Here is a 17,879-nt window from a genome sequence, read left to right as displayed (position 1 = left end):
CGCCGCCCGATGCCTAGTTAGGCCCGCATGGTTGATTTCACGCAGCTTCTAGCGCAGGTGTCCGCCTGCCGGCTTTGCGCCGACCGCTTTGCCGGGACGGCCACGGCCCATGCGCCGCGCCCCGTCGTCTGGATGCGGCCCGGCGCGCGGATCTTGATCGCGGGCCAGGCGCCGGGGGTGCGGGTGCACGAGCGCGGGCGGCCCTTTGACGATGCCTCGGGCGCGCGGCTGCGGGACTGGATGGGCGTCGATGAGGCGACCTTCTATGACCGCGACCGCATCGCGTTCCTGCCGATGGCGATGTGCTTTCCCGGCTATGACAGCACCGGATCGGACCTGCCGCCACCGAAGGTCTGTGCGGCGACCTGGCGCCAGAGGCTGCTGACGGCGCTGGACCCGAGGCTGATCCTGCTGGTCGGCGGGCACGCGCAGCGCTGGCATCTGGGCAGCCGAACGGGGGTCAGCGCCACCGTCGCGGGATGGCGCGACCATGCGCCCCGGGTCTTTCCCTTGCCTCACCCGTCCTGGCGCAATACCGGTTGGCTCAAGCGCAACGGCTGGTTCGGCGACGAGTTGCTGCCGGTGCTGCGCGACCGGATCCGAGAGGTGCTGAATGACCCCGCTTGACGCGCTCTGCCCCGCGCCGTTCCACGAATTGCCCGATGCCGACCGCGCGCGGGTGCTGAACCGGCTGGCCGATACGACGCTGTTCGTCGCCCTGGCCGATGACCCGCAGGGCGACCGCGCGCGGCTGCTGATGCTGGGCGCGGACGAGGCGCGGACCGCGCTTGCGGCCGATCAGCCCGAGCGGCTGGCCGATTTCCTGTCCGCCCCCACCGCCCATGCCGAGCTTCCGGGCCGGGTGCTGGCCGCCATGCTGGCGGCCGAGGGCGCCGCGCTGATGGTCAATCCCGGTGCGCCGTCGCAGATGCTGCTGGATGCCGGGATGCTGGGCTGGCTGTCGCAGGCGCTGTCGGCGCAGCCCGAAGCGACCGAGGCCGCGCAGGCCCGGCTGTCGGCCCCGGCGCTGCCGGTGGTGGCGGCGCTGGCCGATCCGCTGGCCGCGCGGCTGGCCGATATGGCCGGTCTGGTCGAGGGGCTGGGGATCGTTGGTGCGGATTGGGGCCAAGCCGGGTCCGGGCCGGGCGAGCGGGGGCATCTGCTGGTCGTGCTGGGCGCCCCCGCGGATCAGCAGCCCCGCATCGCCAAGGCGCTGGCCGAGATGCTGGCCTTTCTGCCGCCCTTGCCCGACCGCTGCGACGTGGCATTCGATCTGAAACTGCCGCCCGAGGCGGTGGTGCTGCGCCCGCAAGCGCCCGCGCCGCAGCCGGAGCCGCGCAAGACCCCGCGCGCACCCGGCAGCGACCCCGACAAGCCGCCGATCCTGCGCTTCTAATAGCCCTTGCTGCGGTCCACGAGATGCAGCGGCGTCTCGCCCCGCATCACCCGGCGCAGGTTCTCTGCCACCACCAGCGCCGCCGTCTCGACCCGCGTTTCCGAGGCGATATGCGGGGTCACGGTAACGCCCGGGTGGCTCCAATACGGGTCGAAGGGGGGCAGGGGCTCGGTGCGGAAGACGTCCAGCACGGCGTGGCGCAGATAGCGACTGTTCAGCGCCGACAGCAGGGCCGCGTCGTCGATCAGCGTCCCGCGACCGGGGTTGATGATCGACGCGCCGCGCGGCAGCAGGGCCAGCCGCTCGGCGTTCAGGATGTTCCGCGTCTCGGGCGTGTCGGGCAGCAGCGCGATCAGGATCTCGGCCCGCGATAGCGCCTGTTCCATTTCTGGCCCCGAAAAGGCCGGGATGCCCGGCGCGCCCTCGCCGGAACGCGACCAGGTGGCGACGTCGAAATCCAGCGCCGCCAGCGCTCGCGCCACCGCCTGACCCAGCGCACCCGCGCCCAGCACCGTCACCTTGCGGCGTGTGGCCAAAGGCGGGGCCATGTCGTTGCGCCACACCCCGTCCTGCGCGAAACGGTCCATGCCCAGATGCAGCCGCAGCGCCCAGCCGGTGCAGTATTCCACCATGCCGCGTTCCAGCCCCGGCTCGACCATGCGCGCCAGGGGCTGCGTCAGGCTGCTGTCCGGCACGATCTGATCGACCCCGGCCCACAGCCCCTGCACCAGCTTGGCCGACGGATAGGCCGCGAAGTCGCAGCCCGGCCCGTTCGGCGCATAGATGATCGCATCGACGCTGTCGGGCGGCGCGGTCTGCAGCAACTCGGCCTCGGGGCAGGCGGCAGAGATGGCGGGGGCCCATTTTTCCCACCCATCGGCGGCGAACAGAACCCGCATCAGCGCGGCCTGTGGACGTGGGCCGATTGCACCATCCCGAACGCCATCAGCAGAATCATCATCGCGGTTCCTCCGTAACTTACCAGGGGCAGGGGCACGCCCACCACGGGAAGCAGCCCCATGACCATTGCCATGTTGATTGAAAAGAAAAGGAAAAATGTGCCGGCGATGCCGATGGTCAGCAGGCTGGCAAAGCGGTCCCGGTTGGTCAGCGCCGAATGCAGGCAAAAGCCCAGGATCAGCGCGTAAAGCAGCAGCAGCGATCCGGCACCGACAAAGCCGAACTCCTCGGCGAGCGTGGTAAAGATGAAGTCGGTGTGCTTTTCCGGCAGGAAGTTCAGCCGCGACTGCGTGCCTTCCATGAAGCCGCGCCCCGACCAGCCGCCCGACCCCAGCGCGATCTGCGCCTGAATGATGTTATAGCCCGCACCTTGCGGGTCCTGCGTCGGGTCCAGAAAGGTGTCGATGCGCCGGAACTGGTAGTCATGCAGCAACTGCCACGGCGTCCCCCGGCTTTCCAGCACCGTCCAGACCAGCCCGATGGCCGCGCCCGCGACGACGGCGAAATACCACAGGCTGACCCCGGCCGCGAACATGACGATCGCCCCGCCGGTCAGCAGCAGCACCGCCGTCCCCAGATCGGGCTGTTGCAGCACCAGCGCGGTCGGGACCAGGATCAGGATCACCGGCACCAGCACCCAAAGCGGCCGCGACACCCGCCCCAGATCGAGCCAGCTGTAATAGGCGGCCAGCATCAGGACGAGCGAGATCTTCATCATCTCAGAGGGTTGCAGCCGGATCGGGCCGATATCCAGCCAGCGCTGCGCGCCCATACCGACCTCGCCCACCACGTCGACCGCCACCAGCAGCAGCACGCAGACGATATAGGCAAAGACCGAGATGCCGCGCCAGAACCAGATCGGCACGAAGGCCAGCGCGATCATCAGCACCATCCCGATGCCGAACCGCTCCATCTGCGGACGCGCCCAGCGGTCGATATCGCCCCCGGCGACGGAATAGAGCATCAGGAACCCGGCCGAGCCGACCGCCGCCAGCAGAAACACCAGCGGCCAGTTCAGGCTGAGCAGCTTGCGCATCCCGCGCGGCGTCTCGGCGACCTTATAGTCGAGATAGCTCATGCCCGCGTCCGCTCCTGCCCCGAGGTGGCGACGGGGGCGAACAGGCGCATGTTGCGGTGCATCTCTTCGATCTGGCGGCGCTGACTGTCGGGATAGGCGGTCAGCGGCGGCAGCCCGCCGGCCAACGCATACAGCATGATGTCGCGCGCGATGGGGGCGGCCACGGTCGAGCCGCCGCTGCCATGCTCGACCACGACCGAGACCGCATAGCGCGGCGCCTGATAGGGCGCATAGCAGACGAACAGCGCGTGATCGCGGCGGTTCCACGGCAGTTGGTCGTTGCGGGTCACGCCCCGCGCCCGCTCGGCGGCGGTGATGTTGCGGACCTGGCTGGTGCCGGTCTTGCCGGCCATCCGCCAGTCGTCATTCATGATCCGCGACCGAGCGCCCGATCCGGCGGCGCTGTTGACCACCGCATCCATGCCGCGCCGGGTGATCTGCAGGTTGCGTTCGGACAGGCCCAGATCGGCGAATTCGGGCACCGCCTGCGGGATGCCGTCAATGGCGCGGACCAGCCGGGGCACGACCTGACGCCCGGTGGCCACGCGGGCGCACATCACCGCAAGCTGCAGGGGCGAGGCCAGCACGAAGCCTTGCCCGATGGCGGCGTTCAGCGAATCGCCCACCACCCAAGGCTGGCCATAGCGGTCCTGCTTCCACGCCCGGTCCGGCGCGATGCCGCTGGCGATGGCCGACATCGGCAGGTCATGTTCGACCCCGATCCCCAGCCGCCGCGCCATTTCCGCGATGCGGTCGATGCCGACGGCGCGGGCGACCTCGTAGTAATAGACGTCGCAGGATTTCTGCAGGCTTGCCACCGCGCTGACATGGCCGTGGCCGCCCCGGCTCCAGCAGTGAAAGCGGCGGCCGCTGACCTCGAGCCCGCCATTGCAGAAAAAGCTGGTGCCTTCGTTGATGATGCCGGCTTCCAGCCCGGCCAGCAGCGAGACCATCTTGAACGTCGAACCCGGCGGATAAAGCCCCTGCACCGTCTTGTCGGCCAAGGGCCGGTGGTCATGTTCCATCAGCGCGCGGTAATCGGCGCTCGAGATGCCGCGCACGAACAGGTTCGGGTCAAAGACCGGGTTCGAGGCGATGGCCATGATGTCGCCATTGGTCACGTCAATGACCACGGCGGCGGCGGATTCCTCGCCCAGACGCTGGGTCGCATAGTTCTGCAGCCCCGCATCCAGCGTCATCTGGACGGTCGCGCCCTGCTGCCCCTCTTGCCGCGACAGCTCGCGCATCTCGCGGCCGGCGGCGTTGACCTCGACCTTGCGGATGCCGGCCTTGCCGCGCAGGATCGGTTCCAGCTTGCTTTCCGCGCCGACCTTGCCGAACTGGAACTCTGGCAGCATCAGGACCGGGTCGGGGTTTTCCATCTTGGACAGGTCGTAATCCGACACCCGCCCGACATAGCCCAGCACATGCGCGAAATCGCCCTGCCGGGGATAGACGCGCGACAGCACGGATTCGGGCTGCACGCCGGGCAGGGCGGGCGCGTTGACGGCGATGGAGGAGAACTCGGACCAGCTCAGATGCTCGCCGATGCTGACCGGGGTGATGGCGCTGCGTTTTTCGATATTGGCGATCAGCTCGGCGGCTTGGGCGTCGTTCATCGGCACCAGATGCCGCAGACGCTCGACCACCGGCTCGATCTCGCCGGCCAGTTCGCGGGTGATGGTGGCGCGGTAGTTCTGCTCGTTCCCGGCGATGACGATGCCGTTGCGGTCATGGATCAGCCCGCGCACCGGCGGCAGCAGCCGGAACTTGATCGAGTTGCCGTCCGACAGCATCCGGTATTCATCCGCATGTTCGATCTGCATCGAGCGCAGCCGCCACGCCAGCGTCCCGATCACCGCCGCCTGAATCGCGCCCAGCAGGATGCCGCGCCGTGTCACGGCGCGAACGCTGTCCAGCACGTCCTTGGGCGATTTCCGCATCAGCTTCCCATCATTTCCAGTTCGGCGGCGGTCGGTCGGCGCACCCCGGCCAGTCGCAGCAGCACGACCACCGCGGGATAAGCGGCGGTCGTCGCCAGCCATTGCAGCATGACCGGCCCCAGCGCGGGCACCGGCAGCATGAACAGCAGCATCACGATCCGATACCCCAACAGCAACAGGCCGACAAGCACAGCGATCCGCAGCCATTCGAAGACAAAGGGCTGGTCCCCCCACCGCAGCGCCCACGACCGCAGCAGCTCGGTCGCTGTCAGCACGAACAGGCTGAACAGCCCGAACGGCCGCCCCAGCATGATATCACCGATCAGCGTCATGGCCACGATGATGATCGCGGGCAGGTGGTCGGGACGGCGCAACACCCAGGCCAAGGTGACGCATAACATCACCTCGGGGCCCGGCAGGGCGGTGGCGCCGGGGGCCAGCGGCATCAGCCGGAAGAACAGGATGGCCAGCCCGATCCCGACGAACATGGCGGTGCCGACAAGACGGTGGCGGATCAGCAGGGGCATGGCGGGATCAGGGCGTCTCGGCCGGGGCCGCGTCGCCGGCGCGCAAGACCGCGCCCGCAGCGGGGGCGCTGGCCTGCGGACGCGCGGCGGGGGCGGGCGGAAGCTGGGGGCCGATGGGGGCGGCCTCGGGCGGCAGGATCAGCGCGCCGCCATCCTCCAGCCGCTCGGCCGGGTGGCTGCGCAGCACGCGCAGGAATTCGAGCCGTCCGTAATCGGCCGCCATCCGCAGACGCAGCCGCCCGTCGCTGCGCTGCGCCACCTGACCGACCAGGATATCGGGCGGAAACACCCCGCCATCGCCGGAACTGACCACGCGGTCGCCGGGGCGGACGTTTTCCGGCCGCTCGATGAAATCCAGCGTCGGCAGGATCGAATTGTCTCCGGTCAGCAGCGCGTTCTGCCCCGACGGCTGGATCTTGACCGGAATGCGCGAGGAGGGATCGGTCAGCAGGATCACCCGGCTGGTCTGGTTGCCGACGCCGGAGATCCGCCCCACCAGCCCCAGCCCGTCCATCACCGCCCAGCCATCGACCACGCCATCGCGGCGGCCGACATTCAGCAGCACCGACTGCCGAAAGGCGCTGCCGGAATCGGTCAGCACCTGCCCGGTGATCGAAGTCAGCGAGGGGTCGAGCCGGACGTTGTTCTGCGCCAGCAGCTTGGCGTTGTCCTGCTCCAGCTGGACGGCGGCCTCTTTCCACGCCTGCATCTTCTGCAGCTCGCGGCGAAGTTCCTGGTTCTGGGCATAGATGCGGGAATAGCTTTGCAGGCTGGACACCATCCGCGTCACCTGCGTCAGCGGCGTCATCGCCCATTCGAAACCGGGCACGAAGCGGTCCACGAACTCGGCCCGCATCGCCTCGGCGCGCGGGCTGTCGACGCGCCAGAACAGGAATAGCGACACCAGCAGCAGGGCCAGCAGCCCGATCAGGATGCGGCGAACAGGGGTGGCAAAATCGTAACCCTTGCGCGCCATGGCGCCCTTCCCGGCCTAGCTGTCGTAGTCGATGACGTGGCGCAGCTGCTTTTCGAATTCGAGCGCCTTGCCGGTGCCAAGCGCCACGCAGTTCATCGGCTGATCCGCGATCGAGATCGACAGCCCGGTCTGTTCGCGCAGCGCAAGGTCCAGCTCGCCCAGCATCGCCCCGCCGCCGGTCAGCATGACGCCGCGATCGACGATGTCGGCGCCCAGATCGGGGGGCGTCGCCTCAAGCGCGACCATCACCGCCTCGCAGATCTGCTGGACCGGCTCGGCCAGCGCCTCGGCGACCATGGCCTGCGTGATCTCAAGCTCGCGCGGGACGCCGTTCATGAGGTCGCGGCCACGCACCGGCAGGGTCGCGCCGCGCCCGTCATCGGGCATGCGCGCGGTCCCGATCGAGGTCTTGACCCGCTCGGCGGTCTGGTCGCCGATCAGCAGGTTATGATTGCGGCGCAAATAGTTGATGATCGCCTCGTCCATGCGGTCGCCGCCGACCCGGACCGAGCGTGCATAGACCACGTCGCCGAGGGACAGCACCGCGACCTCGGTCGTGCCGCCGCCGATATCGACGACCATGCTGCCGGTCGGTTCGGTGATCGGCATCCCGGCCCCGATGGCCGCCGCAATGGGTTCGGCGATCAGCCCCGCCTTGCGGCAGCCGGCCGAGATCACCGATTGCCGGATCGCGCGCTTTTCGACCGGGGTGGCGCCATGCGGGACGCAGACGATGACCTTGGGCTTGGCAAAGCTGGTGCGCCGGAAGACCTTCTTGATGAAGTGCTTGATCATCTCTTCGGCGCTGTCGAAATCGGCGATGACGCCTTCGCGCATCGGGCGAATGGCCTCGATGCTGCCCGGGGTGCGGCCCAGCATCAGCTTGGCGTCCTCGCCCACCGCGAGAACCTGCTTCTTGCCGTCCTTGACGTGGTAGGCCACGACCGAGGGTTCATTCAGGATGACCCCCTTGCCCTTCACATAGACCAGCGTGTTCGCTGTTCCCAGATCGATTGCGATATCTGTCGAAAACAGCCCGAAGAACGCCATCTGCTCTACCCTTCGATGCCGGACTTTCGCCGGCTTGTGAGAATCCTGCCCCCGCCGACCGAGTCGCCTCGGTCCGCAGCACGCCGCGCGCCTCGTATAAACCCGGGCGCGGCATCCCGAAAGCCCTGTCATGCAGCAAGCGGCGGGCTTTCGCCGGAGTTTGCCGCGCCGGAAACCCCGCCCCGGCACAGGGCAGGGGGATCGGCCGGGGGTCAGTGCGAATACATGCTGACCTGTTTGGCGTCGCCGCCTTCGCCGACCTGTCCGCGCCGCACCCGCAGCCGGTTCAGCGCGCCGACATAGGCCTTGACGCTGGCGAGGATGGTGTCGGTGTCGCTGGCCTGCCCGGTGGCGATGCGGCCGTCTTCTTCCATGCGGACCGAGACGGTGGCCTGCGCGTCGGTGCCCTCGGTCACGGCATGGACCTGGTAAAGCTGCAACTGCGCGTCATGCGGATAGATCTGCGTGACCGCGCGGAAAACGGCGTCGACCGGGCCGTCGCCCTCGGTCTCGGCGCTTTTCTCGACCCCGTCGACGGTCATGGTCAGGCTGGCCTGCTGGCCGTCGCTGCCGCAGACGACGCGCAGATGCCGGACCTGCAGGTAATCTTCGTCCGTGTTGGCGGCGCTGTCCTGCATCAGGGCGACGATATCCTCGTCGAAGACCTCTTTCTTGCGGTCGGCCAGCGCTTTGAAGCGGACGAACACGTCCTTGAGCTGGTTGTCGCCCACCTCGAAGCCCAGATCCTTCAGCTTGGCGCGCAGCGCGGCGCGGCCCGAATGCTTGCCCATGGCGATGTTGGTTTCATTTAGGCCGATATCGGCAGGGCGCATGATCTCGAACGTCTCGACATTCTTCAGCACCCCGTCCTGATGGATGCCGCTTTCATGCAGAAAGGCGTTCTTGCCCACGATGGCCTTGTTGAACTGCACCGGAAACCCCGACACCTGCGCCACCCGGCGCGAGATGCCGATGATGCCGGTGGTGTCGATGCCGGTGGTATAGGGCATGATGTCGTGCCGAACGCGCAGGGCCATCACGACCTCTTCCAGCGCGGTGTTGCCGGCGCGCTCGCCCAAGCCGTTGATGGTGCATTCGATCTGGCGGGCGCCCGCCTCGACCGCGGCCAGGCTGTTGGCGGTCGCCATGCCCAGATCATTGTGGCAATGGGTGGCGAAGATGACATTGTCGGCGCCCGGCACACGTTCCAGCAGCATGCGGATCAGCGCCGCCGATTCGCGGGGCGCGGTATAGCCCACGGTATCGGGGATGTTGATCGTCGTCGCCCCGGCCTTGATGGCGATCTCCACCACCCGGCACAGATAGTCATGCTCGGTCCGGGTCGCGTCCATGGGCGACCACTGGACGTTGTCGCACAGGTTGCGGGCATGGGTGACGGTCTGCTCGATCCGCTCGGCCATCTGGTCCATGTCCAGATTGGGGATCGCGCGGTGCAGCGGCGAGGTGCCGATGAAGGTGTGGATGCGCGGCCGCTTGGCATGGCGCACGGCCTCCCAGCAGCGGTCGATATCGGGCAGTTGCGCCCGCGCCAGACCGCAGATCACGCTGTTCTGCGCCTGCTTTGCGATGGCCGAGACGGCGGCGAAGTCGCCCTCGGACGCGATGGGAAAGCCGGCTTCGATGATGTCGACGCCCATCTCGTCCAGCATCGCGGCGATTTCCAGCTTTTCGGCGTGGGACATGGTCGCGCCGGGCGACTGTTCGCCGTCGCGCAGGGTGGTGTCGAAGATATAGACGCGGTTCGGGTCGGACATGGGATGCTCTTTCGCTGATACGTTGGTCGGACAGGCGCCGGGCGCGTGACCAGACTGAGCGGCGGCCCGGCGGAACCCGCTCAGCGCAGCGTAAGAAGCAGCAGACCGCGGAGGTTCACGGCAAAGCGCGCGCCGATCTGCGCGTTGCGGGTGGTGGCGATATGTCGCATCCGGGTCATGGCGCGACTATAGCCCGGCGGGCCACGATGAAAAGCCCTATTTCACCGTTGCGATCTGTCGGGCGGTCGGACCGGCGGCGGCGGCCCCATCGCCTCGGCCCGCGGGGCGGCCTTGCCGGCGCTGGCGGCGGCGCGCAGCTTCTCGACCCGCAGGGCAAGCTTGCGCGCCCGGCGGCGGTGATAGGCGCGGATCACCGGCACGGTCAGGTAATGCGCCACCACCCCGGCCAGAATTCCCAGGATGATTCCCCCGACCAGATACGGCAAAAAGATGTCGTTGAAGAACGAGGACAGCCGGTCCCAATGCGCCTCGCGCGGGCCGAACAGCGCCCCCAGATTGCGCCAGAGCTGCGCCGAGGCGTCCGCGAATTCCAGCAGGATCGACTTGGGCGACAGGCTGCCGCTGCTGCCCAGGATCTTGCGCCCCAGCGTGGTCGAGGCATAGGCGATGAAGGGGAAGGTGATCGGGTTGCCGACAAAGGTGGCCAGCAGCGCCGCCAGGATATTGCCGCCCATCACCCAGGCGATGCCGGCGGCGGCGAGAAAATGAAACCCGTGCAGCGGCGTGAACGAGATGAAGACCCCGGCCGCGACCCCGCGCCCGATCCGGTGCGGCTGGTCGGGCAGGCGGCGCACGCGATGCAGCACATATTGCGACGCCCGAACCCATCCGCCGCGGGGATAGAGAAGTTCGGTCGCGATCTGGGAATAGCTGCGGGGCTTGCGGCGTTTGAACATATTTCTTCGACTGTCGGGCGAGATGGATCGGCGGATGGCCAGAACGGGGCCCTTGTCTTGGCCTTATACGGGGCAAAACTTTAGGAATGGTCAAGCCGCATGGTCAAGCGCCGGTCCCGGCTGCGGGCTTGGCCGGGGTTTAAGGCGCGAGTTCAGGTCGCAGCAGCCGCGTCACCTGCGCCACGTCCGATTCGGCTTCAAGGGCCGTCAGCAGCGCGTGCAGATGGTCGGCGCCATGCAGCTCGACCTCGATCTGCAGGCGATAGAAATCGGGCTTGCGGTCGACAAAGATCAGGTCCGAGATATTCGCCCCCTGCAACCCGATCAGCGTGCAGATCCGCCCCAGCACCCCCGCATCATGGCGGATGGTGACCGAGATCGTGACCGGATAGGCGGCGGGGTGGCGCCCGTCGCGCCAGCGCAGATCGACCCAGCGTTTCAGATCCTCGTCGCTGTCAAGCTGCGCCAGCACCGGGCAGTCGATCGAATGAACTATGACGCCGCGCCCGCGATAGGTGATGCCGACGATCCGTTCGCCCGGCAGCGGTTGGCAGCAGGGCGCACGCGCCAGCGTCTGGTCGGCCTCGAGCCCGGCGATGGGGCGCTTGGGATCGACGGTTTCCTGACTGGTCTCAAGCTCGGGATAAAGCGTCGTCAGCACCTCTTGCGCGGAAAGCTCCGCGCAGCCGATCCGGGCCAGCAGCTCATCGGCGTCGGGCAGCGCCAGCTTGGCGGCGGCGGTCCGCAGCGCCTTGTCGGTCGCCCGCCGCCCATGATGTTCAAAACTGATCCGCGCCAACTCGCTGCCCAGCCGGATCAGCCGGGCGCGGTCTTCCTCGCGCAGGCTGCGGCGGATCGAGGATTTCGCCCGGCCCGTCTGCACGATCTCGAGCCAGGCCGCCTGCGGGCGTTGGCCGGTCGCGGTGATGATATCGACCACCTGCCCATTCTTCAGCCGTGTCCACAGCGGCACACGGATGCCATCGACCTTGGCGCCGACGGTGCCATTGCCGATCCGGGTGTGGATGGCATAGGCGAAATCGATGGGCGTGGCCCCCTTGGGCAGCTGGATCACGTCGCCCTTGGGCGTGAAGATGAAGACCTGATCGGAATACATCTCGAGCTTGACGTGTTCGAGGAACTCGTCGTGATCCTCGCCCTCGAGACGCTCGTTCAACTGCGTGATCCACTCGGCCGGATCGACGGCAAAGGGGTTGGTCGAACGCTCGCCATCGCGATAGGCCCAATGCGCGGCGACCCCGGCCTCGGCCACCTCGTGCATCTGGCGGGTGCGAATCTGCACCTCGACCCGCTTGCCGTCGCGGCCGGTCACGGTGGTATGGATCGAGCGGTAGCCGTTGGTCTTGGGGTGGCTGATATAATCCTTGAACCGTCCCGGCACCGCGCGCCAGCGATGGTGGATCAGGCCGAGTGCGCGATAGCACTCGCCCTCGGTCCGGACGATGATGCGGAAGCCGTAGATATCCGACAGCCGCGAGAAGGTCAGCTGCTTTTCCTGCATCTTGCGCCAGACGCTGAAGGGGCGCTTGGCTCGGCCATAGACGGTGGCCTCGATCCCCTCGCGGTCCAGCTCGATCCGGATATCGGCGGTGATCTTGGCGATGACGTCGCCGGATTCCTTCTGCAGCGTCAGGAAACGGCGGATGATCGAGTTGCGCGCCTCGGGGTTGATGACCTTGAAGGCGAGGTCTTCAAGCTCTTCCCGCATCCACTGCATGCCCATGCGGCCAGCCAGCGGCGCATAGATGTCCATCGTCTCGCGGGCCTTCTTGACCTGCTTTTCCGGGCGCATGGCGCGGATGGTGCGCATGTTGTGCAGCCGGTCGGCCAGCTTGACCAGGATCACCCGCAGGTCGCGGGTCATCGCCATGAACAGCTTGCGGAAATTCTCGGCCTGCTTGGAATGGCTGCCCGAGAGTTCCAGATTGGTCAGCTTGGTCACGCCATCGACCAGATCGGCGATCTCGCGCCCGAAGTTTTCCGAGACATCGGACCAGCTTGCGCGGGTATCCTCGATGGTGTCGTGCAAAAGTGCGGTGACGATGGTCGCATCGTCCAGCCGCATCTCGGTCAGGATGGCGGCGACGGCGACGGGATGGGTGAAATAGGGCTCGCCGGAATGCCGGCGCTGCCCCTCATGCATCTGCTGGCCATACAGATATGCCTTGCGGATCAGCTTTTCGTCGGTGCGCGGGTTATAGTTGCGGATCAGCGCCAGCAGGTCTTCGACGTCGAATTTTTCCACCCGAAGACCCCGTGCAGATCAGCCGCGTCCCTGTGCCTCGAGCATCATGCGAAGCATCTTTTCCTCGGATTCCTCATCCGCGGGCTTGGGACGGTCACTCTCGACGCTGAGCGTTAGGGCGATGGCGTCCTCTTCCGGCTCGTCGACCTCGATCTGGGTCTGGCTGGCCTCGATCATCCGCTCGCGCAGATCCTCGACATCCTGGGTTTCCTCGGCGATCTCGCGCAGGGCGACGACGGGATTCTTGTCGTTGTCGCGGTCGATGGTCAGGGGGCTGCCGGTGGCGATCTCACGCGAGCGATGGGCGGCGAGCATCACCAACTCGAAACGGTTCGGTACCTTGTCAACGCAGTCTTCGACGGTCACGCGGGCCATGGATCACCTTTCGGTTCGAATCAGGAAGGGCAGAAAACGTTACTTGGTCAGTTGTTGACCGATTGTCAAGGAAAACCCGGATTTCGTGCAGCGAAGCGGGCGGCAGATCGTCCAGCATCGCCGTGACGCTGCGTCGGGTCACGGGGTGGCGCCAGTCGGGCGCAATATCGGCCAGCGGTTGCAGCACAAATGCGCGCTCGGCCAGCCGTGGATGCGGCAGGATCAGCTCGGCCGGGGTCTCGCGCATCTGGTCGGGCAGGGGCAGGGCGCGCCAGCGGTCATGGTTGGCCCGGTCGGGCAAGACAGTGTCACCCATCGCCAGCAGGTCCAGATCGATCCCGCGCGCGCCCCAGCGGCCCGTGTCGCGGCGCCGTCCCATTGCAGTTTCAACAAGATGCAGCCGATCCAGCAGCGCACGCGGCGTCAAGTCCGTCGCCAGCGCCGCGCAGGCGTTGACGTAATCCGGCCCCGACCCGGCCGGAAACGCGGGCGTGCTGTAGAACCGCGAGACGGCGCGCAGGCTGATCCCGCCCGATTCCGCCAAGCGGATCAGCGCCGCCCGCAGGCTGGGGGCAGGCGCGCCGGCGGAAGAAAACTGGTTTGATCCAAGCGCGATGAGGGCTAGGTTAAGCGCCATTCTGGGTTCGGTCCCGCTTTTTGTTCATTCATTGCAGACGCGCCGCCGCGTCGAGGGAGTATTCGTGTTCTACAAGGACGATCGGCTTGCGTTGTTCATTGACGGCGCCAATCTTTATGCTGCCGCGAAAGCGCTTGGGTTCGACATCGACTATAAACTTCTGCGGCAGGAATTCGAGCGTCGGGGCAAGCTGATGCGGGCGTACTACTATACCGCGCTGCTGGAAAACGAAGAGTTCTCGCCGATCCGGCCGCTGGTGGACTGGCTGCAATATAACGGCTTTTCGCTGGTGACCAAGCAGGCCAAGGAATACACCGACGCGCTTGGCCGTCGCAAGATCAAGGGCGACATGGATATCGAGCTTGCCGTCAACGCGATGGAGCTTGCGCCCCGCCTCGACCACGCCGTGCTGTTTTCCGGCGACGGCGATTTCCGCCCGCTGATCGAGGCGCTGCAACGGCAGGGGGTGCGGGTCTCGGTCGTCTCGACCACGCGCAGCCAGCCGCCCATGATCTCGGACGATCTGCGGCGGCAGGCGGACAACTTCATCGAACTGGACGCGCTGCGCGAAATTATCGGCCGCCCGCCGCGGGACGGCAACCAGCCGCTGCGCGAGGGCACCCAGCCGCCGATCCCGCGCGATATCTGAACCGCGCGGGCGGCGGGCCGGTTACTGTGCCGGCGTCAGGCGATACAGCCCGCCTTCATCCTCGTCCGTGACGACCCAGATCGCGCCGTCCGAACCCACCTGCACATCGCGGATGCGGCCGATGCCGGGGTCGAAACGTTCTTCGCCGGTGACGCGGCCATCCGACATGGTCAGCCGAACCAGCCCCGGCGGCTTCATCGCGCCGATGATCAGATCGCCCTGCCAATCGGCGAACATCGAGCCGTCATAGAATGCGGCGCCCGAGGGGGCGATGACCGGGTCCCAGTAATAGACCGGCTGCTCCATCCCCTCTTGCACGGCGATGCCTTCGTTCAGCTTCGTGCCGTCATAGTCGATGCCATAGGTGATGACCGGCCAGCCGTAATTCTTGCCCGGCTCGATCCGGTTCACCTCGTCACCGCCGCGCGGCCCGTGCTCGACGGTCCAGAGCTGGCCGGACTTGTCCAGCGCCGCCGCCTGCACGTTGCGCAGCCCGGTCGCATAGATCTCGGGCTGTGCGCCGTCCTGGCCCAGATAGGGGTTGTCGCCGGGCACCTTGCCGTCGGGCATGATGCGGACCAGCTTGCCCAGATGGTTGTTCATCTCTTGCGCGGTGTCGCGAATCGGCGTGTCCGAGCGTTCGCCCAGGGTGACGATCAGCGAGCCGTCGGGCATCGGCACGATCCGGCTGCCGAAATGCTTGTCTCCGTCATAGGTCGGCTGCTGGCGGAAGATCACCTGCACATCGCTGACCGACGCGCCGTCCGGCGCCAGCACCATCCGCGCGACCGAGGTGCCGTTCCCGCCCTCGCGCGGTTCGGCATAGCTGACGAAGATCACGCGGGAGCTGGCGAAATCGCGGGCGATGGCGACGTCCAGCAGCCCGCCTTGGCCCTTGGCGTCGACCTGCGGCAGGCCCTCGACCGCGGTGGCCTCGCCATCCTTCAGATAGGTCAGCCGGCCCGGACGTTCGGTGATCAGCACTGCGCCGTCGGGCAGCAATTCGACGGCCCAGGGGTGGTCGAGCCCGCGCACGACGGGTTGCACCGCCAGCGTGATGCCGGAATTGATCGCCGGCGCGCGGGTCTGTTCGGCAAAGGCGGGGGAAAACGGCGCCTCGGGCGCGGGCTGCGGCCAGGGCTCGGCCCAGGCGGTGGCGCCGGCGCACAGCAGCGCTGCGGCGACAGAAAGGGTGCGGGTCATGGGGAAAATCGGGGTCATGGTTCTCTCGCAAATTCGGGGGGAACTGCCAGACCAACGCGCCCAAGGCCGCAAAGGGTCCACTGGAAGTTTCCCGCGCCGCTTGCTAGGTCCGGCGCATGGAACAGGAAAAGCCCCCGCTGAAGCTCTATCTCGCCGCGCCGCGCGGCTTTTGCGCGGGTGTCGACCGCGCCATCAAGATCGTCGAGATGGCGCTGCAGAAATGGGGCGCGCCGGTCTATGTGCGCCACGAGATCGTGCACAACAAATACGTCGTGGACAGCCTGCGCGACCAGGGCGCGGTGTTTGTCGAGGAACTGGACGCGGTGCCGGATGATCGCCCGGTGATCTTCTCGGCCCATGGCGTGCCCAAGACCGTCCCCGCCGAGGCCCGCCGCCGCGAGATGGTCTTTGTCGACGCCACCTGTCCGCTGGTCAGCAAGGTCCATGTCGAGGCCGAGCGCCACCACGCCGCCGGGCTGCAGATGGTGATGATCGGCCATGCTGGTCACCCCGAGGTGCTGGGCACGATGGGCCAACTGCCCGAGGGCGAGGTGCTGCTGGTCGAGACCGTGGCCGATGTGGCCGGCATCGCGCCGCGCGACCCGGCGCGGCTGGCCTTCATCACCCAGACCACCCTGTCGGTCGATGACACGGCCGAGATCGTGGCCGCCCTGCAGGCGCGTTTCCCGCAGATCGTGGGCCCGGCCAAGGAAGACATCTGCTACGCCACCACCAACCGTCAGGCGGCGGTCAAGGCGGTCGCGCCGCTGATCCAGGCGCTGCTGGTGATCGGGGCGCCGAATTCGTCCAACTCGCGCCGTCTGGTCGAGGTCGGGCGGGCGGCGGGCTGCGCCTATAGCCAGCTTGTCATGCGCGCCGACCAGATTGACTGGCGCGCGATGGCAGGGGTCAGCGCCGTCGGCGTCACCGCCGGGGCCTCGGCCCCCGAAGTGCTGGTGAACGAGGTCATCGACGCCTTCCGCGAGCGGTTCGAGGTCACCCTCGAGGTGGTCGAGACGGCGCAGGAGAATGTGGAATTCAAGGTGCCGCGAGTCCTGCGCGAACCGGCGCAGGGCGCATCATGAGAGGGCGCGTCGGCGCGCGTCGCGCGGCGGTGCCGGTGGCGGCGATGGTCCTTGGCATGGCCGGGCTGATCCCCTTTGTCTGGGCGGTGCTGGCCCTGCAGACCGGGCGCTTTGTCCTGCCCGGCCTGACGCCGCGCTTTGTCGCCAATGGCTATGGGTTGATGATCTTCTGCTACATGGCCGGCTGTTTCTGGCCCTTTGCCGCGCGGCTGGGCGGCTGGTTCAATCACGGGCTGTCGGTGGCCCCGGTGCTGGCGCTGATCGCGGCGCTGATCCTGGAACCGGCGAGCCTGACGCTGGCGCTGATGGCGGGTTTCGCCGCGCTGCTGCCGATCGACTGGTATTTCCAGTGGCGGGGTGCGGCGCCGGGCTGGTGGATGCGCCTGCGGCTGCCGCTGTCGGCGGTCGTCATCGCCTGTCTGGCGGCGATCTACATGACCGCCCCACGCCCCTGATGGCAGAGCTTTTCGCCTGGACCGATGGTGCCTGCAGCGGCAATCCCGGCCCCGGCGGCTGGGGCGTTCTGATGCGCGCGGTCGAGGGCGACACCGTGCTGAAGGAACGCGAGTTGCAGGGCGGCGAGGCCGACACGACCAATAACCGGATGGAGCTGATGGCTGCGATCTCGGCGCTCGAGACGCTGAACCGGCCCTCGACCATCACCATCACCACCGATTCGGCCTATGTGAAGAACGGCGTGACAAGCTGGATTCACGGCTGGAAACGGAATGGCTGGAAGACCGCGGACCGCAAGCCGGTGAAGAATGTCGATCTGTGGCAGCGTCTGGACCAAGCGCAGGCGCGTCACAAGGTCCACTGGGCCTGGATCAAGGGCCATGCCGGGCATCCCGAAAACGAGCGCGCGGACGAGTTGGCACGGGCCGGCATGGCGCCGTTCAAGAGCCAGACGGCGTAGAGGTGTGGCGAACGGGATTGCCGGCACTCGCCGGAGGCTGACCTTGGGGTGACGGCGTCGGTCCGGTGGATAGTTACCGGCTAAGCGGTCGCCCGACCAAGACGCTGGCACCTGAACCATAAGCGT

The 17,879-nt window shown here is 67.3% G+C and carries 18 protein-coding genes; 6 read left to right on the top strand and 12 right to left on the bottom strand.

Annotated features, from left to right (window positions below):
- Nucleotides 1-27: 27 nt before the first annotated feature.
- Entirely contained in the window at nucleotides 28-627 is a 600-nt protein-coding gene (locus CYR75_RS08875; protein ID WP_101499712.1) for a uracil-DNA glycosylase family protein, read from the top strand.
- Nucleotides 614-1,396 (top strand): SseB family protein, encoded by a 783-nt coding sequence (locus tag CYR75_RS08870; RefSeq protein ID WP_101499711.1) that lies wholly within the window; start codon nucleotides 614-616, stop codon nucleotides 1,394-1,396. Before CYR75_RS08875 ends, CYR75_RS08870 begins: the two co-directional genes overlap by 14 nt.
- Here the strand turns inward: CYR75_RS08870 and CYR75_RS08865 are convergent.
- From CYR75_RS08865 to folK, 11 genes are all read right to left on the bottom strand, one after another.
- The gene (locus CYR75_RS08865; RefSeq protein ID WP_101499710.1) at nucleotides 1,393-2,295 is read right to left on the bottom strand and encodes a 2-hydroxyacid dehydrogenase; all 903 of its coding nucleotides are present in this window, start codon (nucleotides 2,293-2,295) and stop codon (nucleotides 1,393-1,395) included. The genes CYR75_RS08870 and CYR75_RS08865 overlap by 4 nt on opposite strands.
- A complete protein-coding gene (rodA, locus tag CYR75_RS08860; RefSeq protein WP_101499709.1) occupies nucleotides 2,295-3,434 on the bottom strand; it encodes a rod shape-determining protein RodA in 1,140 nt (379 codons plus the stop codon). Before rodA ends, CYR75_RS08865 begins: the two co-directional genes overlap by 1 nt.
- Nucleotides 3,431-5,377 (bottom strand): penicillin-binding protein 2, encoded by a 1,947-nt coding sequence (gene mrdA / locus CYR75_RS08855; protein WP_101499708.1) that lies wholly within the window; start codon nucleotides 5,375-5,377, stop codon nucleotides 3,431-3,433. The genes rodA and mrdA overlap by 4 nt, the downstream gene beginning before the upstream one ends.
- Nucleotides 5,377-5,904 (bottom strand): rod shape-determining protein MreD, encoded by a 528-nt coding sequence (locus CYR75_RS08850; protein ID WP_101499707.1) that lies wholly within the window; start codon nucleotides 5,902-5,904, stop codon nucleotides 5,377-5,379. The genes mrdA and CYR75_RS08850 overlap by 1 nt, the downstream gene beginning before the upstream one ends.
- A gap of 7 nt (nucleotides 5,905-5,911) precedes the next feature.
- Nucleotides 5,912-6,880, bottom strand: coding sequence for a rod shape-determining protein MreC (gene mreC, locus CYR75_RS08845; protein WP_101499706.1), 969 nt, complete (start codon nucleotides 6,878-6,880; stop codon nucleotides 5,912-5,914).
- A 15-nt stretch (nucleotides 6,881-6,895) separates the two neighbouring features.
- A complete protein-coding gene (locus tag CYR75_RS08840; RefSeq protein ID WP_101499705.1) occupies nucleotides 6,896-7,930 on the bottom strand; it encodes a rod shape-determining protein in 1,035 nt (344 codons plus the stop codon).
- A gap of 212 nt (nucleotides 7,931-8,142) precedes the next feature.
- Nucleotides 8,143-9,705, bottom strand: coding sequence for a 2-isopropylmalate synthase (locus tag CYR75_RS08835; RefSeq protein WP_101499704.1), 1,563 nt, complete (start codon nucleotides 9,703-9,705; stop codon nucleotides 8,143-8,145).
- Nucleotides 9,706-9,926: 221 nt separating this feature from the next.
- Entirely contained in the window at nucleotides 9,927-10,622 is a 696-nt protein-coding gene (locus CYR75_RS08830) for a DUF2062 domain-containing protein (protein WP_101499703.1), read from the bottom strand.
- Nucleotides 10,623-10,761: 139 nt separating this feature from the next.
- Nucleotides 10,762-12,888, bottom strand: a complete 2,127-nt coding sequence (locus CYR75_RS08825) for a RelA/SpoT family protein (protein ID WP_101499702.1) — start codon at nucleotides 12,886-12,888, stop codon at nucleotides 10,762-10,764.
- A gap of 18 nt (nucleotides 12,889-12,906) precedes the next feature.
- Nucleotides 12,907-13,263 (bottom strand): DNA-directed RNA polymerase subunit omega, encoded by a 357-nt coding sequence (gene rpoZ / locus CYR75_RS08820; protein WP_101499701.1) that lies wholly within the window; start codon nucleotides 13,261-13,263, stop codon nucleotides 12,907-12,909.
- Nucleotides 13,232-13,900, bottom strand: a complete 669-nt coding sequence (folK, locus tag CYR75_RS08815; RefSeq protein ID WP_101499700.1) for a 2-amino-4-hydroxy-6-hydroxymethyldihydropteridine diphosphokinase — start codon at nucleotides 13,898-13,900, stop codon at nucleotides 13,232-13,234. The genes rpoZ and folK overlap by 32 nt, the downstream gene beginning before the upstream one ends.
- A gap of 64 nt (nucleotides 13,901-13,964) precedes the next feature.
- Between folK and CYR75_RS08810 the strand changes: the two genes are divergently transcribed.
- The gene (locus CYR75_RS08810; RefSeq protein ID WP_101499699.1) at nucleotides 13,965-14,549 is read left to right on the top strand and encodes a LabA-like NYN domain-containing protein; all 585 of its coding nucleotides are present in this window, start codon (nucleotides 13,965-13,967) and stop codon (nucleotides 14,547-14,549) included.
- Nucleotides 14,550-14,570: 21 nt separating this feature from the next.
- Here CYR75_RS08810 and CYR75_RS08805 read toward each other — a convergent pair whose 3' ends face one another.
- Complete coding sequence (locus tag CYR75_RS08805; RefSeq protein WP_225972663.1) at nucleotides 14,571-15,752, bottom strand: PQQ-dependent sugar dehydrogenase; 1,182 nt, start codon at nucleotides 15,750-15,752, stop codon at nucleotides 14,571-14,573.
- Nucleotides 15,753-15,868: 116 nt separating this feature from the next.
- Here CYR75_RS08805 and ispH point away from each other — a divergent pair, with 116 nt between their 5' ends.
- Genes ispH through rnhA form a run of 3 tightly spaced genes read left to right on the top strand, consistent with a single transcriptional unit; the run spans nucleotide 15,869 to nucleotide 17,753 of the window.
- Nucleotides 15,869-16,837, top strand: a complete 969-nt coding sequence (ispH, locus tag CYR75_RS08800; protein ID WP_101499697.1) for a 4-hydroxy-3-methylbut-2-enyl diphosphate reductase — start codon at nucleotides 15,869-15,871, stop codon at nucleotides 16,835-16,837.
- Nucleotides 16,834-17,292, top strand: coding sequence for a DUF3429 domain-containing protein (locus tag CYR75_RS08795; RefSeq protein ID WP_101499696.1), 459 nt, complete (start codon nucleotides 16,834-16,836; stop codon nucleotides 17,290-17,292). Before ispH ends, CYR75_RS08795 begins: the two co-directional genes overlap by 4 nt.
- Nucleotides 17,292-17,753 carry a ribonuclease HI gene (rnhA, locus tag CYR75_RS08790; protein WP_101499695.1) on the top strand — a complete coding sequence of 154 codons (462 nt, stop codon included), beginning with the start codon at nucleotides 17,292-17,294 and terminating at the stop codon, nucleotides 17,751-17,753. Before CYR75_RS08795 ends, rnhA begins: the two co-directional genes overlap by 1 nt.
- The last annotated feature ends 126 nt before the right edge of the window (nucleotides 17,754-17,879 follow it).

It is taken from the genome of Paracoccus jeotgali (assembly GCF_002865605.1).
GTDB classification, from domain to species: Bacteria; Pseudomonadota; Alphaproteobacteria; order Rhodobacterales; family Rhodobacteraceae; genus Paracoccus; species Paracoccus jeotgali.
This window is presented reverse-complemented; position numbering and strand designations above follow the sequence as displayed.

Coding starts and splice junctions, on each gene's coding strand:
- CYR75_RS08840 (WP_101499705.1), bottom strand. CDS start 7,930: ATGGCGTTCTTCGGGCTGTTTTCGACAGATATCGCAATCGATCTGGGA.
- CYR75_RS08865 (WP_101499710.1), bottom strand. CDS start 2,295: ATGCGGGTTCTGTTCGCCGCCGATGGGTGGGAAAAATGGGCCCCCGCC.
- CYR75_RS08830 (WP_101499703.1), bottom strand. CDS start 10,622: ATGTTCAAACGCCGCAAGCCCCGCAGCTATTCCCAGATCGCGACCGAA.
- ispH (WP_101499697.1), top strand. CDS start 15,869: ATGGAACAGGAAAAGCCCCCGCTGAAGCTCTATCTCGCCGCGCCGCGC.
- CYR75_RS08795 (WP_101499696.1), top strand. CDS start 16,834: ATGAGAGGGCGCGTCGGCGCGCGTCGCGCGGCGGTGCCGGTGGCGGCG.
- rpoZ (WP_101499701.1), bottom strand. CDS start 13,263: ATGGCCCGCGTGACCGTCGAAGACTGCGTTGACAAGGTACCGAACCGT.
- CYR75_RS08805 (WP_225972663.1), bottom strand. CDS start 15,752: ATGACCCGCACCCTTTCTGTCGCCGCAGCGCTGCTGTGCGCCGGCGCC.
- folK (WP_101499700.1), bottom strand. CDS start 13,900: ATGGCGCTTAACCTAGCCCTCATCGCGCTTGGATCAAACCAGTTTTCT.
- CYR75_RS08850 (WP_101499707.1), bottom strand. CDS start 5,904: ATGCCCCTGCTGATCCGCCACCGTCTTGTCGGCACCGCCATGTTCGTC.
- CYR75_RS08870 (WP_101499711.1), top strand. CDS start 614: ATGACCCCGCTTGACGCGCTCTGCCCCGCGCCGTTCCACGAATTGCCC.
- CYR75_RS08875 (WP_101499712.1), top strand. CDS start 28: ATGGTTGATTTCACGCAGCTTCTAGCGCAGGTGTCCGCCTGCCGGCTT.
- mreC (WP_101499706.1), bottom strand. CDS start 6,880: ATGGCGCGCAAGGGTTACGATTTTGCCACCCCTGTTCGCCGCATCCTG.
- rnhA (WP_101499695.1), top strand. CDS start 17,292: ATGGCAGAGCTTTTCGCCTGGACCGATGGTGCCTGCAGCGGCAATCCC.
- mrdA (WP_101499708.1), bottom strand. CDS start 5,377: ATGCGGAAATCGCCCAAGGACGTGCTGGACAGCGTTCGCGCCGTGACA.
- CYR75_RS08835 (WP_101499704.1), bottom strand. CDS start 9,705: ATGTCCGACCCGAACCGCGTCTATATCTTCGACACCACCCTGCGCGAC.
- rodA (WP_101499709.1), bottom strand. CDS start 3,434: ATGAGCTATCTCGACTATAAGGTCGCCGAGACGCCGCGCGGGATGCGC.